This is a genomic window from Microbacterium sp. C23T, assembly GCF_053345975.1.
Genome location: NZ_JBKFBD010000020.1, coordinates 61,618 through 86,364, shown reverse-complemented (window position 1 = coordinate 86,364; position 24,747 = coordinate 61,618). Strand labels below are relative to the sequence as shown.

The 24,747-nt window shown below is 70.9% G+C and carries 23 protein-coding genes and 1 tRNA gene; 10 read left to right on the top strand and 14 right to left on the bottom strand.

Going from position 1 to position 24,747, the window contains the following annotated elements; all coding sequences use genetic code 11:
- Positions 1–34: 34 nt before the first annotated feature.
- Positions 35–1,078 (top strand): glutathione synthetase, encoded by a 1,044-nt coding sequence (locus tag ACLBXX_RS12800; RefSeq protein ID WP_447658327.1) that lies wholly within the window; start codon positions 35–37, stop codon positions 1,076–1,078.
- A gap of 65 nt (positions 1,079–1,143) precedes the next feature.
- Here ACLBXX_RS12800 and ACLBXX_RS12795 read toward each other — a convergent pair whose 3' ends face one another.
- The 6 genes from ACLBXX_RS12795 to ACLBXX_RS12770 all read right to left on the bottom strand — a co-directional run bounded on the left by ACLBXX_RS12795 (position 1,144) and on the right by ACLBXX_RS12770 (position 6,909).
- Positions 1,144–1,425 (bottom strand): Fe-S cluster assembly protein HesB, encoded by a 282-nt coding sequence (locus tag ACLBXX_RS12795; protein ID WP_310292269.1) that lies wholly within the window; start codon positions 1,423–1,425, stop codon positions 1,144–1,146.
- A gap of 152 nt (positions 1,426–1,577) precedes the next feature.
- Entirely contained in the window at positions 1,578–3,341 is a 1,764-nt protein-coding gene (locus ACLBXX_RS12790; protein WP_447658326.1) for a carbohydrate-binding domain-containing protein, read from the bottom strand.
- Complete coding sequence (locus tag ACLBXX_RS12785; RefSeq protein WP_447658325.1) at positions 3,293–4,150, bottom strand: polyphosphate polymerase domain-containing protein; 858 nt, start codon at positions 4,148–4,150, stop codon at positions 3,293–3,295. Before ACLBXX_RS12785 ends, ACLBXX_RS12790 begins: the two co-directional genes overlap by 49 nt.
- Positions 4,147–4,755, bottom strand: coding sequence for a DUF4956 domain-containing protein (locus tag ACLBXX_RS12780; RefSeq protein ID WP_447658324.1), 609 nt, complete (start codon positions 4,753–4,755; stop codon positions 4,147–4,149). Before ACLBXX_RS12780 ends, ACLBXX_RS12785 begins: the two co-directional genes overlap by 4 nt.
- The gene (locus ACLBXX_RS12775; RefSeq protein WP_447658323.1) at positions 4,752–5,906 is read right to left on the bottom strand and encodes a glycosyltransferase; all 1,155 of its coding nucleotides are present in this window, start codon (positions 5,904–5,906) and stop codon (positions 4,752–4,754) included. The genes ACLBXX_RS12780 and ACLBXX_RS12775 overlap by 4 nt, the downstream gene beginning before the upstream one ends.
- Before the next feature lie 4 nt (positions 5,907–5,910).
- The gene (locus ACLBXX_RS12770; protein WP_447658322.1) at positions 5,911–6,909 is read right to left on the bottom strand and encodes a phosphodiester glycosidase family protein; all 999 of its coding nucleotides are present in this window, start codon (positions 6,907–6,909) and stop codon (positions 5,911–5,913) included.
- A gap of 286 nt (positions 6,910–7,195) precedes the next feature.
- On the opposite strand from ACLBXX_RS12770, the gene ACLBXX_RS12765 reads away from it, so the two are divergent.
- Positions 7,196–8,743, top strand: a complete 1,548-nt coding sequence (locus ACLBXX_RS12765; RefSeq protein ID WP_447658321.1) for a Re/Si-specific NAD(P)(+) transhydrogenase subunit alpha — start codon at positions 7,196–7,198, stop codon at positions 8,741–8,743.
- Positions 8,740–10,176, top strand: a complete 1,437-nt coding sequence (gene pntB, locus ACLBXX_RS12760) for a Re/Si-specific NAD(P)(+) transhydrogenase subunit beta (protein WP_447658320.1) — start codon at positions 8,740–8,742, stop codon at positions 10,174–10,176. Before ACLBXX_RS12765 ends, pntB begins: the two co-directional genes overlap by 4 nt.
- A 43-nt stretch (positions 10,177–10,219) precedes the next feature.
- Here the strand turns inward: pntB and ACLBXX_RS12755 are convergent, their stop codons facing one another.
- The 3 genes from ACLBXX_RS12755 to ACLBXX_RS12745 all read right to left on the bottom strand — a co-directional run bounded on the left by ACLBXX_RS12755 (position 10,220) and on the right by ACLBXX_RS12745 (position 12,464).
- A complete protein-coding gene (locus ACLBXX_RS12755) occupies positions 10,220–10,573 on the bottom strand; it encodes a histone-like nucleoid-structuring protein Lsr2 (RefSeq protein WP_447658319.1) in 354 nt (117 codons plus the stop codon).
- A gap of 177 nt (positions 10,574–10,750) precedes the next feature.
- Positions 10,751–11,614 (bottom strand): LuxR C-terminal-related transcriptional regulator, encoded by an 864-nt coding sequence (locus ACLBXX_RS12750; RefSeq protein WP_387146148.1) that lies wholly within the window; start codon positions 11,612–11,614, stop codon positions 10,751–10,753.
- A 253-nt stretch (positions 11,615–11,867) separates the two neighbouring features.
- The gene (locus tag ACLBXX_RS12745; RefSeq protein ID WP_447658318.1) at positions 11,868–12,464 is read right to left on the bottom strand and encodes a methylated-DNA--[protein]-cysteine S-methyltransferase; all 597 of its coding nucleotides are present in this window, start codon (positions 12,462–12,464) and stop codon (positions 11,868–11,870) included.
- 212 nt (positions 12,465–12,676) lie between these two features.
- Here ACLBXX_RS12745 and ACLBXX_RS12740 point away from each other — a divergent pair, with 212 nt between their 5' ends.
- Together ACLBXX_RS12740 and ACLBXX_RS12735 are read left to right on the top strand one after the other, a co-directional pair.
- Positions 12,677–16,423: an AAA family ATPase gene (locus ACLBXX_RS12740; protein ID WP_447658335.1), complete on the top strand. Its 3,747-nt coding sequence runs from the start codon at positions 12,677–12,679 to the stop codon at positions 16,421–16,423.
- Positions 16,410–16,625, top strand: coding sequence for a hypothetical protein (locus tag ACLBXX_RS12735; RefSeq protein ID WP_447658317.1), 216 nt, complete (start codon positions 16,410–16,412; stop codon positions 16,623–16,625). Before ACLBXX_RS12740 ends, ACLBXX_RS12735 begins: the two co-directional genes overlap by 14 nt.
- Here the strand turns inward: ACLBXX_RS12735 and mscL are convergent.
- Genes mscL through ACLBXX_RS12720 form a run of 3 tightly spaced genes read right to left on the bottom strand, consistent with a single transcriptional unit; the run spans position 16,619 to position 17,985 of the window.
- Complete coding sequence (gene mscL, locus ACLBXX_RS12730; protein ID WP_375872556.1) at positions 16,619–17,044, bottom strand: large conductance mechanosensitive channel protein MscL; 426 nt, start codon at positions 17,042–17,044, stop codon at positions 16,619–16,621. The two genes, ACLBXX_RS12735 and mscL, sit on opposite strands and share 7 nt — an antisense overlap.
- A 43-nt stretch (positions 17,045–17,087) precedes the next feature.
- Positions 17,088–17,369 (bottom strand): FmdB family zinc ribbon protein, encoded by a 282-nt coding sequence (locus ACLBXX_RS12725; protein WP_387145470.1) that lies wholly within the window; start codon positions 17,367–17,369, stop codon positions 17,088–17,090.
- Positions 17,370–17,388: 19 nt separating this feature from the next.
- Positions 17,389–17,985, bottom strand: a complete 597-nt coding sequence (locus ACLBXX_RS12720) for a 5-formyltetrahydrofolate cyclo-ligase (RefSeq protein ID WP_375872557.1) — start codon at positions 17,983–17,985, stop codon at positions 17,389–17,391.
- An 80-nt stretch (positions 17,986–18,065) separates the two neighbouring features.
- On the opposite strand from ACLBXX_RS12720, the gene galU reads away from it, so the two are divergent.
- The 5 genes from galU (at position 18,066) to ACLBXX_RS12695 (ending at position 22,383) form a co-directional block, all read left to right on the top strand.
- Positions 18,066–18,953, top strand: coding sequence for a UTP--glucose-1-phosphate uridylyltransferase GalU (galU, locus tag ACLBXX_RS12715; RefSeq protein ID WP_447658316.1), 888 nt, complete (start codon positions 18,066–18,068; stop codon positions 18,951–18,953).
- Positions 18,954–18,976: 23 nt separating this feature from the next.
- Positions 18,977–19,606, top strand: a complete 630-nt coding sequence (locus ACLBXX_RS12710; protein WP_447658315.1) for a GNAT family N-acetyltransferase — start codon at positions 18,977–18,979, stop codon at positions 19,604–19,606.
- 137 nt (positions 19,607–19,743) lie between these two features.
- Positions 19,744–20,769 (top strand): large exoprotein, encoded by a 1,026-nt coding sequence (locus ACLBXX_RS12705; RefSeq protein WP_447658314.1) that lies wholly within the window; start codon positions 19,744–19,746, stop codon positions 20,767–20,769.
- Between the two features lie 66 nt (positions 20,770–20,835).
- A tRNA-Ala gene (locus tag ACLBXX_RS12700) sits at positions 20,836–20,908 on the top strand.
- Between the two features lie 191 nt (positions 20,909–21,099).
- Positions 21,100–22,383 carry a serine hydrolase domain-containing protein gene (locus ACLBXX_RS12695; RefSeq protein ID WP_447658313.1) on the top strand — a complete coding sequence of 428 codons (1,284 nt, stop codon included), beginning with the start codon at positions 21,100–21,102 and terminating at the stop codon, positions 22,381–22,383.
- A gap of 70 nt (positions 22,384–22,453) precedes the next feature.
- Here ACLBXX_RS12695 and hemL read toward each other — a convergent pair whose 3' ends face one another.
- A complete protein-coding gene (gene hemL / locus ACLBXX_RS12690) occupies positions 22,454–23,788 on the bottom strand; it encodes a glutamate-1-semialdehyde 2,1-aminomutase (RefSeq protein ID WP_447658312.1) in 1,335 nt (444 codons plus the stop codon).
- Positions 23,785–24,747 (bottom strand): porphobilinogen synthase, encoded by a 963-nt coding sequence (gene hemB / locus ACLBXX_RS12685; protein ID WP_447658334.1) that lies wholly within the window; start codon positions 24,745–24,747, stop codon positions 23,785–23,787. Before hemB ends, hemL begins: the two co-directional genes overlap by 4 nt.

Sequence of the window (24,747 nt, the reverse complement as noted above, 5' to 3'; positions counted from 1 at the left end):
CGGCCCACGCCCTTCACACCCCCGAGGAGCCCAGATGAGAATCGGTTTCGTCGTCAACGACATCGCCACGGAACAGCCCATCTACTCGACCACGCGCCTCGCGATGAGCGCAGCCGCACGCGGGCACGACGTGCATGTCATGGGTCTTCGGGACTTCGGCTACGAACCCGACGGATCGCTCTCGGCGATCACTGCGACCGCGACCGAGGGCAAGCGGTACCGGTCCCTCGACCGCTACCTCGAAGACGTGCAGTCCGCGGCCCGGGCGCGCACCGAGCTCGACGACTTCGATGTGCTCATGCTCCGCGCCGATCCGGCGGCCGAAGCCGCGGACACGGCGTGGGCGAGCACGGCGGGGCTGGCGTTCGGACGGATGGCCGCGGAGGCCGGCGTCCTCGTCGTCAACGATCCGCGCTCCCTGGCGGACGCCATGTCGAAGGCGTACTTCCAGCAGTTCCCCGAGGTGGTGCGCCCGCGCACGCTCATCACGCGCGACGAAGACCGGGTGCGTGAGTTCATCGACGAGCTCGGTGGGCGCGCCGTGCTGAAGCCCCTGCAGGGTTCGGGAGGGTCGGGCGTGTTCCTGGTCGACCTGAAGCGGGAGCGCAACATCGCGCAGATCGTCGAGGCGATCGCCCGGGACGGCTATGTGGTGGCCCAGGAGTATCTGCCCGCTGCGAAGGAAGGCGACGTGCGGATGTTCGTCATGAACGGCCGCCCTCTCGAGATCGACGGGGTGCACGCCGCGTTCCGCCGGCGGCCGAACGAGGCGGAGGTGCGGTCCAACATGTCGGCCGGCGGCAAGGCGGAGCCGGCGAAGGTCACCGACCAGATGCTGCGCCTGGTGGACGCCGTGCGCCCGAAGCTCCTCACGGACGGCATGTTCCTCGTCGGGCTCGACATCGCGGGAGACAAGCTGATGGAGGTCAACGTGTTCTCGCCCGGCGGCCTCGGATCCTGTGCCGCGCTGTACGGCATCGACTTCGCCGCGGCCGTGATCGACGACCTCGAGCGCAAGACGGGCATGCGTGCGCACTACGGCAGCGAACTGCCCAACGTCCAGCTCGCCACGGCATGACGATCATGAGGAGACGCGAAGGCCCCGACATCCGATGACGGATGCCGGGGCCCGAAGCGCTGCGATCAGCCCTGGGTTCCGAGGGCGAAGCGAACCGCGCCGTCGTTCGACAGCTCGGCGTCCAGCACCCGGTCGTCGAGGGCGGCCGCGGCCCCCTCGTCGAGGAAGACACGGGCGCCTCCTTCGGTGACGACCGTGTCGGCGGGCGCCGGGGCAGGAGCGACACTCAGCTCGAATCCTTCCGAGCCTCCGGTGTCGCGGATTCGCACACCGCCCTCTTCAGCAAGGGGCACCCGGGCGACGAGTTCTTCGACGGCCTCGGCGGCGGTCTGGGTCAGCGTAAGCATGCTTTTCCTTTCCGTTTGCGGTTCCGGACCGGCCACGATTCCGAGATCGACCGCGGGATGCAACCTCTACGCGCCGTGCGGCCCCCATTCGGAGGGACTTCCCACGTTCGGCCGCCGCGCGCAACAAGAGCGTGCGGCGACCGAACCGCGGATCAGGGACGGCGTCCGCCGCCGCCGCCCATACCGCCGCCCATGCCTCCTCCGGACACGTTGACCCCTTCCGACACCGTCGCCGCCGTCACCCCGTTCACGGCGATCGTGAACGACGCGCCGTCGGCGACCGCCGGACCGCTGTAGAAGACGGCGCCGAAGCTCTGGTCCGCCTCGAAGCTCGCGGTCACCGTGCCCGAGGCATCCGTCACCTCCACGGTGTCGCCCGCCGACCCGCTGGCGGTCGCGGCGACCCACTGCTGCGAACCGGTCGGTGCCACCAGCACGGATCCTGCGACGAACACCTCGCCGCCGTCGATCGTGATCGCGCCGTTGGAATCGAGCGCGCCCTGGCCACCGGCCGAGCTCGGACCGCTGACGACCGTGGTGCCGCCGGTGATCGAGATCGTGCCGTTCGAGTCGAGGCCGTCGCCGACCGCGGCCACGTGCACGCTCCCGCCGGAGATCGTGATCGTCTCGCCGGTGTCCTGCTCGCCGCCGCCCATGCCGCCGCCCTGCGTGTCGGAGGCGGTCCCGCCGGCGCCGTTCACGCCGTCGTCGCTCGACGTGATGTCGACCGTGCCGCCCGAGATCGCGACATCCGTCGCCTCGAGGCCCTCGTAAGACTCCGCGATCGTCACGACGCCGTCGCGGATCTCGAGGCGCTGTTCGGCATGGATGCCGTCGTCGCCCGCCGACACGGTGACGGTGCCGCCGCCGATGCCGACCGATCCGTCGGAGTGGATCGCGTCATCCGCCGCCTCGATGGTGATGTCGCCGCCGTCGATCGCGACGACGACGCCCGCGGTGACGCCCTTGGGGGAGTCGTCCGAGGTGGAGGCATCCGTGCCCGCGGTCAGCGACACGGTACCGCCGGTGACGACCGCATCCGTCGCCGCGGCGATGCCGTCGTCGCCGCTCGTGGCCGTGACCGCGCCGCCCGTGATCGCGACGAAGCCCTGCGTGGTGTCGTCGGCCTGGTCGCTCTTGAGGGCGTCGCCGCCGGCGGTGAGCTGGAGCGTGCCGCCTTCGACGGTGAGCGAGTCCTTGCCGCGCAGCGCGTCGTCGACCGCGTCGACGGTGATCTCGCCCGACAGGATGACCAGGTCGTCCGTACTCGTGATGCCGTCGGTGCCGTTGCCCGACACCGAGAGCGCGCCGGTGCCCGAGATCGTGAGGTCGGCGTCGGCGTAGATCGCGGCGTTCGCATCGGCACCATCGGCGTACGACGACGCGTCCGAGACGCTGTTCTCGCTGCCGGGCGCCAGCGAGATGGCGACGTCATCCGCGCTCGTCACGGTGATGGCGGGGGAGTCGGATGCTGCGATCTCGGCGTCGTCGAGGATCAGCACGACCTGCGCGTCCTCGGGCGCGGCGACCACCACCTGCCCGTCGAGCGACCCGGAGAGCCGGAACACGCCGGCCTCCGTGATGGTGACCGTGGAGCCGTCGACGGTCACGGCGTCAGAGTCGCTCGACGCGCTGCTTCCCGAGAGGGTGATGTCCGCAGCATCCGTCTCGCTCCATTCGTCGTCCTTCACGACCGTGACGTCGGCGTTCGCGGCGAGCACCGCCGCGGCGCTGAGATCGGAGTCGACGACGGCCGCGGTCTCGGTGGTCGTGTCGTCAGTGGTCGCGGTGTTCGTCGATGCGGCAGTCTGCGTCGCGCACCCGGCGAGTACCAGCGCGGCGACGGCCAGAGGCGCGGCCGCGAGGATCAGGCGGCGACGGTGCTCGAGAGGGCGGTGGTGGGGGTGACGGGGCATGATGCGTCCTCCTTGGGGGTGGCGATGGTCGGGTGGGTCGTGGGCGCGGTGCGGTGCGAGGAATCGAACGGGCCGCGCAGCAGCCGCGCCCACCGGTTGCGGGGGAGGGCCGGGTGAAGCGCCGCGAGTCCGGTGGCGTACTTGCTCACCGTCGCGGGCCGATGACCGGCCCGCCACAGCGCGCGGTCCACATCGGACGGCCGGGCGCCCGACTTCGTCTCGACGATGGCGAGGCCCGGAAGCGCGAAGCCGTGCCCGTCGGGCTCGATCCACTCGAGTGCGGTGTCGACGGTGGCGCGACCCGCTCCGTCGCGGGCGAGCAGTGTGGCTCGGCGGTAGCGCGTCAGCAGCGTCGCGTCGAGTTCGTCGGCCCGGTCGGAGGCGACCCCGATGGTCGCGAACGCGTCCGCCACATCGTCGCGGGCGTCGTCGGTGAGCCGGCCGCGGTGCCGCGGGTCGTACTCGTCGCGGTCCTTGACGGTCGTGCCGCGTGCCCCGCGCGTCTTGATCTCGAGGTACGACGTGCCCGTATCGAGGTAGCTGCGGGTGCGCAGCTTGAAGCGCCGCCGTCGCGGCTGCGCGGCCATGCGGAAGCTCAGCAGGTCGGGGGTGTCGAAGTAGACGGACTCGTAGGCGAAGTCGCGCGCGCCGTCGATCTCGAGCACGCGGGTGGCGGGGTCGAGCGCGGCGAGCACCGGGTCGAGGTCCGCGCGCGGCACGACGTACTTCCTGTCGACGCGAGTGAGGAGGGATGCCTCGGCCACGAGCGCATCGAGCGACACGGGGTCGAACCGGTTGAAGGCGGTCATCGCGCCGCTCCCTGCATCGAGGGCGCGCTCGCCGCAGTGGCTCGGCTCGCGGCCGCTCGCGGGATCCGGTAGCGGACGTCGACCAGCGTCGTGTCGTTCACGAGGTCGAGCTCCTGAACGGTGGTCGAGGCGACCGTGCCGCCGAGGCGCTCTTCGAGCTCGGCGCGCAGCTCGCGCTCGTCGGCGACGGCGCGGTCGAGGCGTACGACCTGGTGGCGAGCTCGCGAGAGCAGCGCGGGGTGGTCGGCGCCCCACAGCACCGCGAGGATCAGGGCGACGAGCGCCGCGACGGGCCAGGGATCGGTCTGGGGGAGTCCGGTGACGAGACCGATCGCGAGCGCCGCGAAGTAGTACGCCACCTCGCGCTGCGAGATCTCGGACGAGCGCAGCCGGATGATCGACAGTACGCCGAACAGGCCGAGCCCGAGCCCCAGTGCTACCTCGGCGGTGCCGAGCACGATGGCGACGGCCATCACCCCGACGTTCACCCCCAGGAACGCGACGACGAGGTCGCGGCGGTGGTGCCGGCGGTAGTACAGGCCGAGGCTCAGCACGAGGGCGGCAGCCAGGTCGATGCCGATCAGGATCAGCGCGCTGGTGGTCATGGGTTCCTCCCGATGGGGTGTTCGCTCTCATCCATTCGAGCCGCGGCCGCTATGCGGTTCCTATGGCGGGCGTCAGGCCGGCTTACGAGTTCGGCACGGGGCTGCTGTGTGCCGAAGACGAACGTGCGCTGCACGCCGTAGCTCGTCACGAACAGCACCGCCTCGGTGGCGACCTTGGCGACGACGAGCGGCACCCCGTAGCGCGTGAGCGCATCGAGCCACACGATGTTCGACGCCAGCAGCGCGAGTGCCAGCAGGCCGTAGCGGACGGCCTGGCGCAGCATCCGTCCCCGCCCGTCTGGTGAGCCGGCCGAACCGGCGCGGAAGACGACGCGTCGGTTGACGGCGAAGTTGACGGATGCACTCACGACGCGCGCCGCCACGATGGACGGCACGAGCAGGCCGGTGAGGGCGTGGAGCGCGAGGAGCATCACGGTGTCGACCACGAACGCCAGCAGCGACGACCCCGCGAAGAGCAGCAGCGGAAGCATGATGCGGAGCGAATCCACGATCGGGCGGAAGTGACTGGACGCGTTGCCGTCGAGGTACACGGTCTCGATCGGCACCTCGCGCGTCGCGACCCCATCACGCCGGCAGCGCAGCAGCACGTTCTGCTCATACGCGAAGCGCTCGCCCGGCTGGCCGCGCACCCACGCGAGCAGTTCCGATGGGATGCCGCGCAGCCCCGTCTGCGTGTCGCTCAGCGTCCATCCGGCCGCCAGCCGGAAGACCCCGCGTGCCACGGCGTTGCCCGCGCGCGATCGGAGCGGCACCCGCCCGCTGAACGCCCGGCAGCCCAGGATCAGGGTCGGGGCACCGTCGGCGGCGTCCTCGCGGAGGGCGTCGGCGACCCGGAGGATGTCGTGCACCGTGTGCTGCCCGTCCGCATCGGCCGTGACGACGTCGTCGCCGGGGTGCGCGGCCATCGCGTGGTCGAACCCGGTGCGCAGCGCAGCGGCCTTGCCGAGGTTCGCCTCATGGTGCAGCACCGTCGCGCCCTGCGCCTCGACGGCGGCGAAGACCGGCGCGAACACCGAACCGCTCCCGTCGTCCACGACGACCACCTCGACGTCGGGGTCGGCGGACAGCAGGCCCGTGACGACCGGTTCGAGGCGCGAACCCGGCTCGTACGCCGGGACGAGGACGATCACGGCGTCACTCCGCGGCGGCGGCGGAAGCATCGGCGATGTAGAGGATGTCGCTCGTACCGCGCTCGCCGCCGTTGGACGGCGAGTTGACCACCTGGCCGTCGAAGTACATCGTCGACGAGCCGCCGCCGTCGAGGTTGTACGCGGTGGTGGCGCCGAGGTCGATCATGATGTCGGCGAGCTCGGTGAGGGTGACGCCTTCGCTGTACCCGGACTGGCGTCCGTCGACGACCACGAACACGAGGTGGTTCTCGTCGATCACGCCGACGGCGGTGCGCGGCTGATCGCCCTGGATGGAGTGGTTGCCGAAGTTCGTGTCGATCTCCGTCGTCTCGATGCCGTCGACGACGGCGCCGTCCTCGACGATCGCGGGGCCGAAGCTCAGGGTGTTCCACGCCCCGTCGGCCAGCAGTTCGTCGGCCGTCGTCGTGGTCTCGTCGTACACGTCGACGCGGCCGTCCGTGTAGAAGACGAGCCCCTGACGGGCGGGCTCGTCGCGGAAGACCACGCCGTTGCGGATCACGATGCCGGTGTCGCGGAACCCGTAGTAGTCGCCGTTGATCGCGAAGATCGCGTCGTTGTCCGCAGCGATCCGGCTGGTGAGCTCGGTGATGTTCTCGCCGAACTGGTCCTTGGCGAACGCGCTCTGCAGCGTGGTCGCGTCCGACAGGGTCACGTCGGCGACGTAGTAGGTCACGGTGTCGGAGCCCGAGCCCTCGGTGACGGTCGAGATCGTGATCGAGGTGGCGCCGTCGGAGTACGACGTGTCGGTCACGGTGGCGCCGGTTGCGGCATCCGTCGTCGAATCCGCGGTGGAGTCGACCGTGGAGTTCTGCGCCTCGTACTCCGACACGTCGGCGATCTCGACATGCTCGACGAGGAAGCGGTCTGTCGCCCAGACGGCTCCGGCGCCGCCCGAGAGGGCGACGACGAGACCGGAGGCGATGACGGCGTTTCGGACCGGACGCTTGCGGGTGCCCTGGGTCGCGCTGCTCTTCTTGTCCATGTCTCCATGGATATGAGTCCGACTTACGACGACCTTCGCCGTGCGCTATGAACCGCCTGGCGCGAGCATGTGCGTTCGGCAAGACCGGAACTCGCCACAGAAGAACGGGGCATGTGGTGCGCGGGGAGCAAATTCTGTGATTCTTGTCATCGTGTCGGAGCGCAATGCACGGTGTATCTGCGGCGCGGTCTGACATGGTGGAGGCGTCGCCGCGAGCACCGAAGAGGGTCTCGCGGACCTCCCCGTCGCCGCAGCCGACGCTGTCGCACCCGACCCAGAGGAACGCATGACCCGCATTGGCATCGTCGCCGAGGCGCCCGGAGAGAACCGGGTGGCCGCGACCCCGACCACCGTCCCGAAACTCATCGCCCTGGGCTACGACGTCGTCGTCGAAGCCGGGGCCGGGGCCGCCTCGTCGTTCCCCGACGCCGCGTACGCGAACGCCGGTGCAGCCGTCGTCGACGGGGCGACGGCGTGGTCAGCGCCGGTGGTGCTGAAGGTCAACGCGCCGACGTCGGCCGAGATCGACCGACTTGCCGACGGGGCGACGATCGTCGCGACGCTGAGCCCGGCGCTGCGGCCGGATCTGGTCGAGTCGCTGGCTGTGCGGGGGATCACCGCGATCGCACTGGACGCGGTGCCGCGCATCTCGCGCGCGCAGTCGATGGACGTGCTCAGCTCGATGGCGAACATCGCCGGGTACCGCGCGGTGGTCGAGGCTGCGCACGAGTTCGGGCGCTTCTTCACCGGTCAGGTGACGGCGGCGGGCAAGGTGCCGCCGGCGAAGGTGCTCGTCGCCGGCGCCGGCGTGGCCGGACTTGCCGCCATCGGGGCGGCGTCGAGCCTGGGTGCGATCGTGCGGGCGACCGACCCGCGGCCGGAGGTCGCCGACCAGGTCGCGTCGATCGGCGGCGAGTACCTCGAGGTCGTCGTGCCCGAGGAGGCGAAGCAGGTCTCGTCCGACGGGTACGCGAAGGCGACCAGCGAGGCGTACGACAAGCGCGCGGCCGAGATCTACTCGGAGCAGGCGGCGGACGTCGACATCATCATCACGACGGCGCTCATCCCGGGTCGTCCGGCGCCGCGCCTGATCACGGCGGCGGATGTGGCCTCGATGCGTTCGGGCAGCGTCATCGTCGACATGGCTGCGGGCCAAGGCGGCAACGTCGAGGGCTCGGTCGCCGGCGAGAAGGTCGTGACCGACAACGGTGTGGTGATCCTCGGGTACACCGACCTGCCTGGCCGGCTGCCCCAGCAGGCGTCGCAGCTGTTCGCGACCAATCTCGTCAACCTGCTGAAGCTGCTGACTCCCGGCAAGGACGGCGAGCTCACCCTGGACTTCGACGACGTCGTGCAGCGCACGGTCACCGTCGTGCAGGACGGCGCGGTCACCTGGCCCCCGCCGCCCGTGCAGGTGTCGGCCGCCCCGGCGAAGGCAGCGGCCGCCGCCCCGGCGGTCGTGGCGCCGAAGAAGACGATGTCGGCCGGCACCCGTACCGGCCTCATCGTCGCCGGCATCGCCGCGCTGTTCGCGATCTGCGCGTTCGCGCCGCCGCCGCTGCCGCAGCACTTCCTGGTGCTGACACTCGCGATCGTCGTCGGCTTCTACGTCATCGGCCACGTCGCGCACGCGCTGCACACCCCGCTGATGAGCGTCACGAACGCGATCTCGGGCATCATCGTGGTCGGCGCCATGGTGCAGATCACGGTGCCCGATCTCACGGTGCAGATCCTCGCCGCCGTCGCGGTGCTGCTCGCGTCCATCAACATCTTCGGCGGCTTCGCCGTCACGCGGCGCATGCTCGCGATGTTCCAGAAGGGTGAGACCCGATGATCGCGGTCGCCGGCCAGGTCGCAGGCGCCGCGTACATCGTCGCGGCGCTGCTGTTCATCCTGAGCCTCGCAGGGCTCAGCAAGCACGAGACCAGCCGTCGCGGGGTGGTGTTCGGCATCGTCGGCATGGCGATCGCGCTCATCGCGACCGTCGTGCTGGTGGCGGCGGGCGCGTGGGGTGCTTCGACAGGCTCAGCAACCGGTGGATCGGGTGCGCTCGGGCTTACGCTCCTCGTCGTCGCCGTGCTCGTCGGCGCCGCGATCGGGCTGTGGCGCGCGCGGATCGTCCAGATGACGGGGATGCCGGAGCTCATCGCGCTGCTGCACTCCTTCGTCGGCCTCGCCGCGGTGCTGGTCGGCTGGAACGGCGCTCTCTACGACACCGGACTCACCGGGGCGCTGGCCGACATCCACCACGCCGAGGTGTTCATCGGCGTCTTCATCGGCGGGGTGACCTTCACCGGGTCGATCGTCGCGTTCCTCAAGCTGTCGGCGCGCATCTCGTCCAAGCCGCTCATGCTGCCGGGCAAGAACGCGCTCAACGTCGGAGCGCTGGTGGCGTTCCTCGCCCTCACGGTCTGGTACGTGATCACCCCGGAACTGTGGCTCCTCGTCGCCGTGACCCTGCTCGCTCTGGCCCTCGGCTGGCACCTGGTGGCGTCGATCGGCGGCGGCGACATGCCCGTCGTCGTGTCGATGCTGAACAGCTACTCGGGGTGGGCGGCCGCGGCGGCGGGCTTCCTGCTCAACAACGACCTGCTCATCGTCACCGGCGCGCTCGTCGGGTCGTCGGGTGCGTACCTGAGCTACATCATGTGCAAGGCGATGAACCGGTCGTTCCTGTCGGTGATCGCCGGCGGCTTCGGCATCGAGGCGCCGAAGGGCGGCGACGAGGAGTACGGCGAGCATCGCGAGATCGACGCCGAGGCCGCGGCCGATCTGCTCGCCGGCGCCTCCACCGTCGTGATCACGCCCGGCTACGGCATGGCCGTCGCGCAGGCCCAGCACGGCGTCGCCGACCTCGTGCAGAAGCTGCGCGAGCGCGGCGTCGACGTGCGGTTCGGCATCCATCCCGTCGCGGGACGCCTTCCCGGCCACATGAATGTGCTCCTCGCCGAGGCGAAGGTGCCCTACGACATCGTGCTCGAGATGGACGAGATCAACGACGACCTGTCGGGCGTCGACGTGGTGCTGGTGATCGGCGCGAATGACACCGTGAATCCGGCGGCCGCGGAGGATCCCTCCAGCCCGATCGCCGGAATGCCGGTCCTGCGTGTGTGGGAGGCCGACAACGTCATCGTGTTCAAGCGCTCGATGGCCTCCGGATACGCGGGAGTGCAGAATCCGCTGTTCTACCGCGACAACGCGCAGATGCTCTTCGGCGACGCCAAAGAGAAAGTCGACGAGATTCTCTTCCAGCTCTCGCGCTCGTGAAAGCGAGACGAATCGTCGATGAAAGGCCGCGAGGCGGCGTGCGTCAGTGCGCCGCCTCGTAGGCTTCGAGGACGGATGCCGGAACCCGGCCCCGCTCGGACACCTGGTAGCCGTTCTGCTTCGCCCACTCGCGGACGCCGCTGTAGTCCTGTTGTCCGCTGCGGCGGCGCTTGCGGCCGGCCGAGGCGGCCGCCGACGTGGCGCGGGAGGACGAGACCGCCCGTGCGGCATTGGTGTAACGCTCGAGAGCGCCGCGGAGAGCGGCGGCATTCTCGTCGGTGAGGTCGATCTCGTATGCGACGCCGTCGAGCGAGAACAGCACTGTCTCGCCTTCGCCGGCTTCCAAAAGGGTTCCGTCGATGTCATCGACGAGCTGGTGAACGATTCTACGGGCCATGAGGGAACAATACGCTGAATTGTCGCCGCAGCCTATTGAGGAATTCCGTGACGGTGGATAACCGCGATCGCGGACGGGGGAATTCGGAGATCCGGGCGGAATTCGGACGCTCCTGTCCGGAATGGCCGCGAGCGGCGATATCGCGGATCCGCTTGTGCGCAGCGCCGCCGGCGGAGATCAGGGAAGGATGCCGGCGCGACGCGCGGTGACCACCGCGGCGTGCCGGGTCGAGGCATCCAGCTTCGCCATCGCGGACTGCAGATACGACTTGACCGTGCCTTCCTTGAGGTCGAGGGTCGCCGCGATCTCGGCATTCGTCGAGCCGAGAGCCGCGCAGGCGAGCACGTCGATCTCGCGCGGCGACAACCGGACGTCGAGCTCGACCGACGGCTCCGATGCGTCGTGTGAGAGCGCGGCCAGCCGCTGCTCGAGGCGGTCCAGGCGCGCGCGCAGCGCGGGGTCGTCGATGATGGCCGCGATGCTGCGCAGCTCGGCGTACGTCTCGCGCAGTTCCTCGCGCGTGGTCGCCGGCATGGCGGCCGGCGCGGAGCGCGGGGGAGAGAGGGTCAGTCGCCGCTGCACCTCGTCGCGGATGCGCAGCTCGCTCGACAGCTCCTCCGCGACCGCGAAGGCCGGGCGGGCGACGACGTCGCCGACAGGGGATGCGGCCCACGATCCGCAGTAGATGACGCCGCGGGCGCGCCCGCCCACCATGACGGGGACGGCGAACAGCGTCGCGATGCCCTCACCGAGGACGGCGCGGTCGTAGTCGTGCGTGATGCTGCGTGACGAGCCGTAGTCCAGCGCAAGTCGCGGACGCTTCTCGACGAGCGCCCGCCCGCCGAGACCGCGGGAGGCCTCCACGACGAGCCCCTGCAGGTTGCGGGTGCGGGCACCGTGGATGGACGTGACGTGGATCGCGTCGCCGAGCGCGAGTCCGCCGAAGGCGACCGGGAATCGGGTGCGGCGGACGAGTTCGGCCACCGCGTGATCGAGCGCCTGTGCGTCGCCGGGATCCCCATCGAGGGCGTCCACGACGATGCGGACCCCCGCGCCTGTGCGATCGGGGGCCGGTGCGCGATGTGGGAGAGACGCGCCCACGGCTACCTGCTTCCGGCGTGACGGCGTCCTCGCCGCCCTCTTTCGTAGCGTCGACTTTACCAGTCGGGGGGATCGCCTCCGGCGGACGGACCTGTCGTCGACGCGGATCGCGAGGCCCGCGGGCGTCGCCGTGCCGCGCGGGCCTCGCGGCATGCGGGCGGCCTACACGCCCGCAGCCTCGACCGGCTCGGTCTCAGTGCGGAGCCGGAGTCTCGGTGGCGCCGGCGATGGCCGGCGCGGTCGGAATGGCGGGCCCCTGCTCGAGGTCGATGAGGAACCGCTTCACGTCGGGTCGCCCGCCGTACTCGCCGAGCGAGCCGTCGGCACGGACGACGCGATGCACCGGCACGACGACGGAGAACGGCGTGGTGGCGCACGCGGTCCCGACAGCGCGCGCGGCGCGGGGGATGCCGGCCGCGATCGCGACCTCTCCGTAGCTGGCGGTCTCGCCGTAGGGGATGTCGCACACGGCCTCCAGCGCGGCGCGCGTGAAGCCGCGGACGAGCCGCCAGTCCAGCGGCAGATCGAACTCTTCGCGGTCGCCGTCGAAGTATTCGTCGAGCTGCGTCACCGCGCTCTCGAACACGTCGGCGGCACCCGGGGCGGCGGCATCCGTGTCGTCATCGGGCACAGGGAGGGCGCGCAGCAGCAGCGCGACGCGCTCGATCTCGGCGTGCAGGGGGCCGTCGAAGGGGTGCAGGGTCACGATGCCGTCGTCGGTCGTGACGATCAGGATGTCGCCGATGGGCGACGGGTGGACGCGGTAGCGGGGCGGATCCTCGGGGGTCATGCGACCATCCTGGCGCGGGTCGGGGACGCCGTCGCCGGTCGTCGGCGGGATCTGTGGGAGCGATGCGTGGAACGTCCGCGGGGGAGGAGAGGGTGTGGTCCGGGGCCTGTTCCGCGGCGGTCCAATACCGCGAAACTCAGGTCCATTGCAAGAGCCGGGCACACGTCGCCTTTAGGGTGGCACGTGTGTGGCGAGCAGAACGCAGCGCCGTGTTGGGCTCAGGAGATGCCGAGCGCGGGTACGACGTGACCCCGGGTGATCTGGGTCTCGCCGAACCCGACGTCACGGTCGTGCACGTCGCCGAGACCGAGCGCGACCGGCTCCGGCTGCAGTCCGCCGCCCTGGGCGGCCGATCGACCCTGCTGCACTTCGTCGATGGGCAGGATGCCGCGATCGAGATCACGAAGGCGCACCCTGGGAGCCTGCCCCAGTTCATCACCGGGCGGTCGACGCTGCTGTCGAACCTGTTCCGCGACGAGGTCGCGCTGCGCAACGCCCGGCTCGCGGCCCAGAGCATCACCGCGAAGGACCAGGAGCTGCGCACGACCCGCGGTCTCGACACCGTGCGGCTTGCGGTCGGTCTGGCGACCTGGCGCGTCGCCGGGATCACGTGGAGCGCACCCGTGCTGCTCCGCCCGCTCGCGATCCGACGCCACCATGGCGACTTCGAGCTCAAGCTGCACGGGACGTTCGCGGTCAACCCCGAGCTGATCCGCGCGATGCGCACGCACTTCGGCATCATGATCGACGCCGGCGGCCTCGCCGCTCTCGCCTACGAGGGCGGCGTCTTCAAACCGCAGCCGGTGATCGACCACATCCGTGCGCTCACCGCGTCGATCGACAGCTACGCCGTGAAGCCGCGTCTGCTCGTGTCGACCTTCGCCGACGTCGGCGGCGACATGGCGCTCGACGCATCGGATCTCGACCACCGCGTGCTCAACGCGCTCGCCGGTCACGTCGCCGACCGCGAATCGCTCACGATCCGCCGGGACGGACCCGTGCCGACGAGCCCCGACGACCGTGCCCCCGCCGCCGACATGCTGCTCCTCGACGCCGACTCCGAGCAGGAGCGCGTGCTCGCACGCATCGCCGACGGCCAGTCCCTCGTCATCCACACGCTGCCCGGCACCGGCGGCACGCAGACCGTCATCAACGCCGTGGGCGCGCTCGTGCGAGACGGCAAGCGCGTCCTCGTGGTGAGCGCGCGCCGGTCGACCCTCGACGGAGTGAGGCATCGCCTCGCGGGCATCGGGCTCCCCGGCCTGGCCGTCTCGCCCGACCGCCTGCAGCGCGATCTCATCCGCGCGATCGGCCGGAACGAGAAGGCCGAGGCGCCGAAGGTCTCCGACATCGACGACGCGCTGGTGCGGCTGCGCGGCGTGCTCCGGGATTACCGCTCCGCCGTGACCGCCAGGCACCCCGATTTCGACGTGTCGGTGCTCGATATCCTCCGCGAGCTGGCCGAACTCGCCGAGCGGGGCGTCGCCCCGGCGACCGAGGCCCGCTTCGAAGCCGACGCCCTGGCGAGCCTCGCTTCGACGCGGAAGGATGCTGCGGCGAAGCTCTCCGCAGCCGCGCGACTGGGCGAGTTCCGCTTCGGCCCCGACGACTCGCCCTGGTACGGCGTCACGTTCGCGACCGTGGAGGAAGCCCGCGGGGCGCACGCGCTCGCCGGCAAGCTGCACCGCAGCGACGTGCCGACGCTGCTGGAGCGCGGCTACGAGCTCATCGCGCAGACGCGCATGCGGCCGTTCCAGACCGTCGCCGAGCTCGGCGTGTACCTGCGCCTGCTGCGCGGCATCCGCGACTCGCTCGACAAGTTCAGCCTCACCGTGTTCGAGCGGCCGCTGGCAGAACTCATCCAGGCGCACGCGCCGCGTCGCGACGCGCCGGAGATGAACGGCGCGAACCGGCGCCGCCTCCGCCGCCTCTCCCGCGAGTACCTGCGCCCCGGCGTGCACGTGCCCGACATGTACGAGGCGCTGGTGAAGATCCAGCAGCAGCGCACTGAGTGGCAGCGTTACGTCGACGTCGGCGTGACCCCCGAGGTGCCCCTGGGCCTCGGCGACGTCCAGGTCGCCTGGCAGCGCGTCGACGCCGAACTCGGCGAGGTGGACGCCGTCCTCGGCCGCACCGGCGCCGACCGGCTCTCGACCCTCCCCGTGAAGCAGCTCGTACGCACCCTCGCCGGGCTCGCCGCCGACTCGGACGTGTTCGACAACCTCAAGGAGCGCGCGACGCTGCGCTCCGAGCTCGCCGCGATGGGCCTCGAACCGCTCCTCCTCGAGCTGTCGGTGCGGCACGTGCCCGAAGACGAGGTGGCGGCCGAGCTGGAGTACGCGTGGTGGCAGTCCGCGCTCGAGCTGCTGCTGCGCACCGACCGCGCCGTGCTCGGCGCGAACACCGCCGTCGTCGACCGGCTGGAGCGCGACTTCCGGCTCGTCGACGAGGCCCACGCCGCAGCATCCGGTCCGCTCCTCGCCGCCCATCTCGCCACGCAGTGGCGGATCGGGATCGTCGACCACCGCTCCGAGGCCGACGGGCTGAAGCAGGCGCTGAAGCGCGGCGCCATCACGCCCGCCGAGCTGGCGGCGGTGGCTCCCACGCTCTCGCGCACGGTGGCGCCCGTCTGGCTGGCCTCGCCCTACGAGGTGCCGCGCATCCCCGAAACGGTCGAGTTCGACGTCGTGGTGCTGGCGGACGCCGGCGCGCTGTGTCTCGCCGAGGCCTCCCCGGCGCTCCGCCGCGCGGGGCAGGTCGTCGCGTTCGGCGACCCTGTGACGCAGAAGCCCACGCCGTTCCGCGTCTCCGCAGGCTCCGCGATGTCGGCCGCCGTGCCGCCGCCCTCGGTCAACGGCGATGGCGCACTCGCCGACGCCGATGACGACGAGGCGCCGTTCGACAGCACCAGCGTCTTCGAGCGCCTCGCCGAGCTGCTGCCCGTCGAGACGCTCACCCGCAGCTACCGGGCCGGCGGAGAGGACCTCGCGGCGCTCGTGAACGACGCGTTCTACGGCGGCGAGCTCGTGTCGCTGCCGTGGGCGGGGTCGTACCTGGGACGTGGGAGCCTCGCGGTCGACTACGTCGAAGGCGGACACGGCACCCCCGACCCGATCACCGGGGCCGTCGAGAGCCCCGACTCCGAGGTCGCCCGCGTCGTGACCCTCGTCGTCGAGCACGCCGTCAACCGGGGCACCGAATCGCTCATGGTCGTCACGGCGAGCGTGCGGCACGCGGAGCGCATCCGCGCCGCCGTCGAGGCGGCGTTCGCCGGACGCTCCGACGTGGCCGACTTCGTCTCGCGCGACACCGCGGAGCCGTTCGCGGTGCTGACGCTCGAAGAGTCCGTGGCCGAGAGCCGTGACCGTGTGATCTTCTCGCTGGGCTTCGGCCTCACGAAGCACGGCCGGGTGCTCAGCGACTTCGGCGACCTGTCGTCGCCCGACGGCGAGCGGCTGCTCACGGTGGGCATGACCCGCGCGCGGCGGTCGATGGTCATCGTGTCGTCGATCCGTCCGTCGGCCTTCGACGACGGCCGTCTCGAGTACGGAGCCGCGACGCTGATGTCGATCCTGGGCGGCATCGCCGCCCGATCCCGCGAGGCGCGACTCGAAGACCTCGCCGACCCGCTCACGCGCGCACTCGCCCGGGAGCTCCGCCGCGCGGGCCTCTCCGTCGACGTGCACTACCGCGGCCTGCTGCCGCTCGTCGCGCAGTACGACGGGAAGGCGGTCGTGGTCGAGAGCGACCCCGAGACGATCGGCGAGTCGCTGCGCGAGTCGCTGCGGCTGCGCCCGCAGATCCTGCGGCGCCTCGGCTGGCACTATGTGCGCGTGCACTCGTTCGACCTGTACCGCGACCCGGCCGACGTCGCGCAGCGCATCGCCGCGATGCTGGGCGTGCCGCCCGACGCGCCCCGGGTCGACAACGAGACCCAGCCCATCGATGTCCTCGAGTGACCGGCAGCGGATCGAGCGCGTCAAGGGCTCCCGTCGCGCGAAGCTGACGCCCGCGCCCGGAACCACGGCCGAGCCCATCCCGGCTGATGAGAGGACGGATGCCGCGCCCCCGACCGGCCGCAAGGGCCAGGGGAACGCGGCATCCGATTCAGCAGGTCCGAACGATGTGCGCCTGCGACGCGACGTCCCGCCGCACTACTGAGCGCGCGGCGCGGTGCCCTGCTTCTCGAGGATGTCGCGGATCTGCACCAGGATCTCCTGCTCGGTCGGGAGCTTCGGCTCCTCGTCGGCGGGCGTGATGCCGGCCTTCGCGGCGGCGCGCTCCTTGAGCACGTTCATGGGGTGAACGAAGACGAAGTAGACGACGATCGCGACCGCGATGAAAGCGATCAGCGCGTTGATGAGGTCGCTGATCGGGAAGGTCACCGGGCCCCACAGGCCGTTCACGGTGATGCCGATGGTGCCGTTGGCGTCCGGCTTCCAGACGAGTGCGATGAGCGGGTTGATGATGCTCGAGACGATCGCGTTGACGACTGCCGTGAACGCGGCGCCGATGACGACCGCGACCGCCAGGTCGATGACGTTTCCGCGGAGAATGAATTCCTTGAAGCCCTTGATCACGTGTACCCCCTGGGTGTCGTTCCGCGCCTGGGGCGCCGGAGGATCAGGCTCCGGACGACGCGGGAGAGGCTTTCGCCTCGGTCTTCGATGATGTCGAAGTCGACGAGGACGCGCCACCCGAGGCATCCGATCCCGAGCTCGAGGGCTTGGCGCGGGAGTCGGTGCGGTAGAAGCCCGAGCCGTTGAAGGTGACGCCGATCGAGCCGTACTCCTTGCGCAGCGGCCCGCCGCACTCCGGGCACTCGGTCAGGGTCGGGTCGGCGAAGGACTGCACGGCGTCGAAGCGGTGACCGCACTGCTTGCAGGCGTAGGCGTAGGTGGGCATGGTTCTCTCGGTTCGGCTGTCAGCGCCGCGTGGGCGCGAGGGTGATGGTGCGCGTGGGGGTGACGACGCCCGTGACGCGCTCGTCGAGCTCGTCGCTCGGCACTTCGTCCACGAACTCGGAGTCGAAGACGACGGCGTAGACGGGAGGGCACCGCTCCATCGACCCGAGGGTCTTGTCGTAGAAGCCGCGTCCCCAGCCGAGCCGCATCCCGGTGCGGTCGACGGAGGCGGCGGGGATGACGAGGAGGTCGACGTCGTTGACCGCGATCGGGCCGAGCAGTTCGCCGACAGGCTCCGGCAGTCCGTACATACCCTCGGCGATGTCGCCCTCGGGCGTGGCGACCGCCCAGTCCAGCAGGCCGTCGGCCCTGGTCACGGGGAGGAGGACACGGATGCCGCGGCTCACGGCATCCGCCACGAAAGAGCGGGTTCCCGGCTCGGCCGTGGTGGAGAGGAAGCAGGAGATCGAGCGGGCGCCGTGTTCGGCGACGAGGGAGTCGAGCTGCGCGTGGATGCCCGCCTCGGCGGCTTCGCGCGCCTGCGGCGAGATGAGCTGGCGTCGTTCGCGGAGCTCGGCACGCAACGCGCGCTTGGCATCGGCGGTGGCGTCGGACATGGTGTCGATTGTACGGCGCGCAGTATCGCACACCGTCCGTTCGGGCGAGAAGGCCTGATCGTCGCACCTAGACTCTCAGCATGGCGCACACCTCCATCAAGGCAGTCATCCCCGCTGCGGGCCTCGGCACCCGCTTCCTCCCCGCGACGAAGGCGATGCCGAAGGAGATGCTTCCCGTCGTCGACAAGCCGGCGATCCAATACGTCGTCGAAGAGGCGGCCCAGGCGGGCATCGACGACATCCTGGTGATCATCGGGCGCAACAAGAACGCGATCTCGAACCACTTCGATTCGGTCCCCGAGCTCGAGGAGAAGCTGAAGGACAAGGGCGACACCGACCGCCTGCACCGGGTGCTGGAGTCGAGCGATCTCGCCGACATCCACTTCGTGCGCCAGGGCGAGCCCAAGGGTCTCGGTCACGCGGTGCTGCGGGCCAAGGCCCACGTCGGCAGCTCCTCGTTCGCCGTCATGCTCGGTGACGACCTCATCGACGAGCGCGACGAGCTGCTCACCACCATGATCGCGGAGCACGAGCGCACCGGAGCGGCGATCATCGCCCTCATGGAGGTCGACCCCGAGCACATCCACCTGTACGGCGTCGCGTCGGTGGAGTCCACCGACGGCAACGGCATCGTGAAGGTCAACGGGCTGGTCGAGAAGCCCTCGGCGGAGGATGCGCCGTCGAACTATGCGGTGATCGGCCGTTACGTGCTCTCGCCGAACGTGTTCGAGATCCTCGAGCGCACCGAGCCCGGCAAGGGCGGCGAGATCCAGCTCACCGACGCCCTCCAGGAGCTCGCAGCCGACCCCGATGGCCCTGGCGTCTACGGCGTGGTTTTCCGTGGCCGTCGCTACGACACCGGCGATAGGGTGGATTACATCAAGGCCATCGTGCAGCTGGCGGCCGATCGCGAAGATCTCGGTCCCGCACTGCGTCCCTGGTTCAAGGATTTCGCGGCGAACCTCTGACGCCGCCCGTTCGAGGGGGTCTCGTGGATCTGTCGGCTCCCCGCAGGCACGGTTCGGTGGCGATCCGCCTCGTCCGCCAGCGCGACGCGCGCGTGCTGCAGAACGAGCTGCTCTCGAACCGCGGGTGGCTGCGCCCGTGGGAGGCGACGAGTCCCGATGGCCCGGTGTCGTTCGACATGCGCGTCGGTATCCGACGGTTGCTGCAGCAGTACCGCGACGGCCTCGGCGTGCCGTTCGTCATGGAGTCCGACGGTGAGGTCGCGGGCCAGCTCAACGTGTGGGGCGTCGCCCGGGGCTCGCTGGCATCCGCGACGATCGGCTACTGGGTGAGCGAGCGGTTCGCCGGTCGGGGCATCACTCCGACGGCGGTGGCCCTCGCGACCGACATCTGCTTCTCGGAGCTGCGGCTGCACCGCATGGAGATCTGCATCCGTCCCGAGAACCGTGCCAGCCTGCGGGTGGTCGAGAAGCTCGGCTTCCGCTACGAAGGGCTGCGCCGCCGGTTCATCCACATCGACGGGGACTGGCGCGACCACTACGCGTTCGCCCTCGTCCGCGAGGACGTGCCCGAGGGCGTACTCCAGCGCTGGGTGTCGGGTCGCGTGCCCCAGGACGCGGCAACGGTTCCGCCCGCGGACCGGCTGCACGCCTAGGTCGTCCGGTTGCCGTTCTCCACCCCCGATGGCGGGCCGCCGCGCGTCGCCGTGCCTGACCACGCGAGAAATCCGTCTTGCGTGACACGCGCGCGGATGTTCGGGACACCGCCGTCCGGTCGCTTACCGTGGTGACCATGGGCGGGCAGGTGTGGGGTGGGGGAGTCATCGTTCTCGTCGCCGTGGCCTTGTGGCTGGTGTACCTGCTGCCGTCATGGCACAGTCGCCGCCAGTTCGACGCGGCCGAGCGCAACGCCGTCCGCCTGAATCAGGCCCTTCGGGTGCTCGCCGAGACGAGTGAGACACCCGAAGAAGTGCGGCTCGAGCTCAACGCCCGCACGGCCGCGGCGCAGCAGAAGCTCGCGAAGCGGGCTCTGGCCGAGCGCGAGCATGCGGCTCTCGAGGGCGCCCGCGTCGATCTCGAGATCGCCAAGGGTGAGCGCGAGGCCGCCGAGGCCGCCGCCCGCCTCGGCGTAGAACGCGCACGCACCGACCGGGTCGCCGCCGAGGCCGCAGCCCGCGTCGATCTGGAGCGGGCACGTGCCGAACGTGCGCAGGCTGCTGCAGCCGCACGCTCCGACCTCGCGTCGGTCCGTTCCCTTCCGGAGGCGCGCCGTGCGCGCGCACGACGCCGGTTCCGCCTCGCAGCGACGTTCGCGGGCGTCATCGGCCTCGGGATCGCCGTGTGGGGGGTGTACGAGACCATCACCGCCGGCGCGCAGACCCTGATGTGGGCCGGAGCCGGTCTGGTGGCAGCATCCGGCCTCATCCTTCACCGTCTCTCCCGCGTCGCCGCGCGTGCCGTGTCGCGGGCGACGGATGCTGCGCCCCGCCGCATCGCGGAACTGCAGGATGTGGCGCTCGAGCGCGAGCAGCGCGAGTGGGCGCCCCGCGACCTTCCCCGTCCGCTCACGGCGTCGGCGGGCTCTCGGGCGGCCGCGGTGCTGGATGGCGAAGCCGCTCGTGCGGCGCTCCGTCAGGCCGCCCTCGAAGAGGCCATGGCGGCTCGTGCGGCGGCGCAGCAGCCGCCCTCGATCGACGTCGCTCGGACCGCGCGGACGGCCTCCGTCGAGTCCGAATACGCCCGCATGGGGTACGTCGACGACGCCGAGATCGAGGCGCACGTGCGGCAGTTGCTGACCCGTCGCGCGGCCGGCGAATAGGTGCCCCGCGGGGGCTCCGCCGATTCGGAGCGACTCTCGAACCGTGATAGTGTTTTCGAGGTTCAAGGGCCTGTAGCGCAGTTGGTAGCGCGCCTCGTTCGCATCGAGGAGGTCAGGGGTTCGATTCCCCTCAGGTCCACCGAGAGAAGGCCCCCACAGCGTGGGGGCCTTCGGCTTTTCCTTCCTCTCCCGGCAGGCTGCGGGCAATGTGGGCGCCGAGTCATGTGGCGACCTGAGTCCCCTGTGCCGTCCGCGACACGTGCGTCATGGTGGGAGAGGCGTCCGCCGGGGGAAGGCGGCGTCCGCTGCTCGATCGATGGGGGCCCTGCCGTGCCGAAATCCGCTGCTCGCCCGACCGTGCTCGCTCTGTCGCTCGTCGTCGCGCTGACCGCGGGGCTGGCCGCGTGCGGGAGTACAGAGCCCGGCGCCGCTCCGTCGGAGACGGCCGAACCGGGCGCTCTCGCCGTCGTCGAGGACGGGCTCGGCGCGGACCTTGGCGACATGCTCGGCGCGGCCGCCACGGAGGCGTTCGACGGTGTCAGCGCTCCGGGTGCCGTCATGGCGATCCGCACGCCTGAGGGCACGTGGGCGGCGACGATCGGCTACCAGGACTGGGACAAGACCACCCCGATGACCGCGGACGTCAACCAGCGGGTCGGCAGCGTCACGAAGACCTTCACGATCACCGTGTTGCTGCAGCTCGCCGAGCAGGGCGAGCTCTCGCTCGACGACCCCATCGAGATGTACATCCCCGGCATGCCCAACGGCGACGCGACGCTGTACGAGCTCGCCTCCATGCGCAACGGCATCCCGTCGTACACCTTCGACCAGTCGTTCCAGGACACGCTGTTCAGCGACCCGAACCACGTGTGGACGCCGCAGGAGCTGGTCGACCTGGTCAAGGGGACCGAGCCGATGTACCCGCCGGGGTCGATGACGTTCTACTCGAACACGAACACCGTGCTCCTGGGCATGGTCATCGAGAAGGTCACCGGCAAGCCCATCCAGGACGTCATGCGCGAGCAGATCACCGAGCCGCTCGGGCTGTCGGCCACCTTCTTCCCGACGGACGCCTCGTTTCCCGACCCCCACGCGCACGGGTACACGACCCAGGGGACCGACGACAATCTGCCGGTCGACGCCACGGACTGGAACCCGTCCTGGGGCTGGTCGGCGGGCGCGATGATCTCCGACCTCGACGACCTCCTGACGTGGGGCGAAGCGCTGGCCACGGGGGAGGGCATCCTGTCACCGGAATGGCAGGCGACGCGCCTCGACTCGTTCGACTTCGACATCCCGGTCTACCTCGGGCCCGACAAGGAAGCTCCGCAGTCCGAGGCGCGGGCGTACGGGCTCGGGCTCGGCCTCGCGCTCGGCTGGTACGGCCACACCGGCGAGCTCATGGGGTACAACACCGTCGTGCAGCACCACGCCGAGTCGGGGACGACGCTCATCGTCATGGTCGACAGCGACATCAAGTCGGGAGAGTGCCCGGCCGACGCGCCGACCACGCCCGGGGGTCGCACGACCGGCCCTTGCGAGGACCCGGCCGTCCACATCGCCAACGCGCTCGCCGACGTCGCGGGCCACCCGCTGGTCGAATCCGGCAACTGATCCCGGCACGGCGGCGGCGGATGGACCGCCGCCGTCGGTGGCCGCGACGTCTGGAGCCCCGCCGGAATACTCAGTCGGGAGTGGCCTCGGCAGCGGCGCGCGCGGCGGCCGGAAGGGCGTCGACGATGCGCGACACGGCGGTGTCATCGTGCGCGGCCGACACGAACCAGGCTTCGAACACCGACGGCGGCAGCGAGACGCCCTGCGCGAGCATCGCACGGAAGAACGGCGGGTAGCGGAACGCCTCCTGCGCCTTCACCGTGTCGTAGTCCGTCGGCGCCTCGGCCGCGAACTGGATCGAGAACAGGTTGCCCGAGCGCTGCACGACGTGCGTGACGCCGGCCTCTTCGAGGGCGGATGCTGCGGCATCGGCGATCGTCGTCGCCGCGCCGTCGATGCGGGCATACGCGGCGTCGTCGAGGTGGTCGAGCGTCGTGCGCCCCGCGGCGACGGCGAGCGGGTTCCCGCTCAGCGTGCCGGCCTGGTACACGGGTCCGAGCGGCGCGAGCAGCTCCATGAGCGCCGCGGAGCCGCCGATCGCGGCGAGCGGCAGGCCGCCGCCGACGACCTTGCCGAACGTGATGAGGTCGGGCGAGAACGGCACCGGGTCGATGCCGTACCACCCGGCGGGCCCGACGCGGAAGCCGGTGAGCACCTCGTCGAGGATCAGCAGCGCGCCGTGCTCGTGCGCGATGTCGGCGAGGGCGGCATTGAAGCCATGCGCCGGCGGCACGATGCCCATGTTGGCGGGCGCGGCCTCGACGATCACCGCGGCGATGTCGTCGCCGCGCGCCTCGAACACCTCGCGCACCGCGTCGAGGTCGTTGTACGCGATGACCAGCGTCTGTGCGGCGATCGGGGCGGGAACGCCTGCGGAGCCCGGCATCGCGAGCGTCGCGACGCCCGAGCCGGCCTCGGCCAGCAGGCCGTCGGAGTGCCCGTGGTAGTGCCCGGCGAACTTCACGATGAGGTCGCGCCCGGTCGCCCCACGAGCGAGGCGGATCGCGGTCATCGTCGCCTCGGTGCCGGTCGACACGAGGCGGACCCGCTCCACCGGCTTCGCAGCCGCTTCTCCCGGCTGCTGAGCCTGTCGGAGCACGCGCGCGGCGATGAGCTCGGCCAGCTCCGTCTCACCGGGCGTGCTCGCGCCGAAGCCGAGACCGTGGGCCGCGGCATCCTGAACCGCCTTCACGACCGCGGGGTGGGCGTGCCCGAGGATCGCGGGACCCCACGAGCCGACGAGGTCGACGTACTCGCGCCCCTCGACGTCGGTGACGTAGGGGCCGGACGCCGACACGAAGAAGCGCGGTGTCTCGTGCACCGAGCCGAAGGCGCGCACCGGCGAGTTCACGCCGCCCGGCATCGCGCCCCGTGCGCGGGCGAATTCCTGTGCGTTCGTCGTCATCGGATCCACTCCGCAAGCTCCAGGGCCCAGTAGGTCAGCACGGCGTCGGCGCCGGCGCGGCGGATGCCGATCACCGACTCCTCGATCGCGCGGCGGCGGTCGATCCACCCGTGGGCGGCAGCCGCCTCGATCATGGCGTACTCGCCCGACACCTGGTAAGCCCAGACCGGGACGGGGCTCGCCGCTGCGGCATCCGCCAGCACGTCGAGGTAGCTCATCGCGGGCTTGACCATCACGATGTCGGCGCCCTCGGCGATGTCGAGGTCGAGCTCGCGCGCACCCTCGCGGCGGTTGGCCGGATCCTGCTGATAGGTGCGGCGGTCGCCCTCGAGCGAGGACTGCACGGCCTCGCGGAACGGACCATAGAACGCCGAGGCGTACTTCGCCGCGTAGGCGAGGATCGGGGTGTTGCCGTACCCGGAGTCGTCGAGCGCGTCGCGCACGGCGGCGACCTGGCCGTCCATCATGCCCGAGAGTCCGAGCAGCTGCGAGCCTGCCTCCGCCTGCGCCACGCCCATGTCGCGGTAGCGCTCGAGGGTCGCGTCGTTGTCGACGTACCCCTTCGCGTCGAGCACGCCGCAGTGACCGTGGTCGGTGAACTCGTCGAGGCACAGGTCGGTCTGCACGACGAGCGCGTCTCCGGCCTCGGCGACGGCGATGCGCGTCGCGACGTTGAGGATGCCGTCCGGATCCGTCGCGCCGGAGCCCACCGCGTCCTTGTGCTCGGGCACCCCGAACAGCATGATGCCGCCGATGCCGGCGGCCGCGGCATCCGCCACCACACGCTTGAGGCTCTCGGTCGAGTGCTGCACCACGCCTGGCATGGACGAGATCGGCACCGGCTCGTTCGCGCCCTCGCGGACGAAGAGCGGCAGGATCAGCTCGGCCGGGTGCAGGCGCGTCTCGGCGACGAGGCGCCGCATGGCCGGGGTCTGGCGCAGGCGCCGCGGTCGATCCAT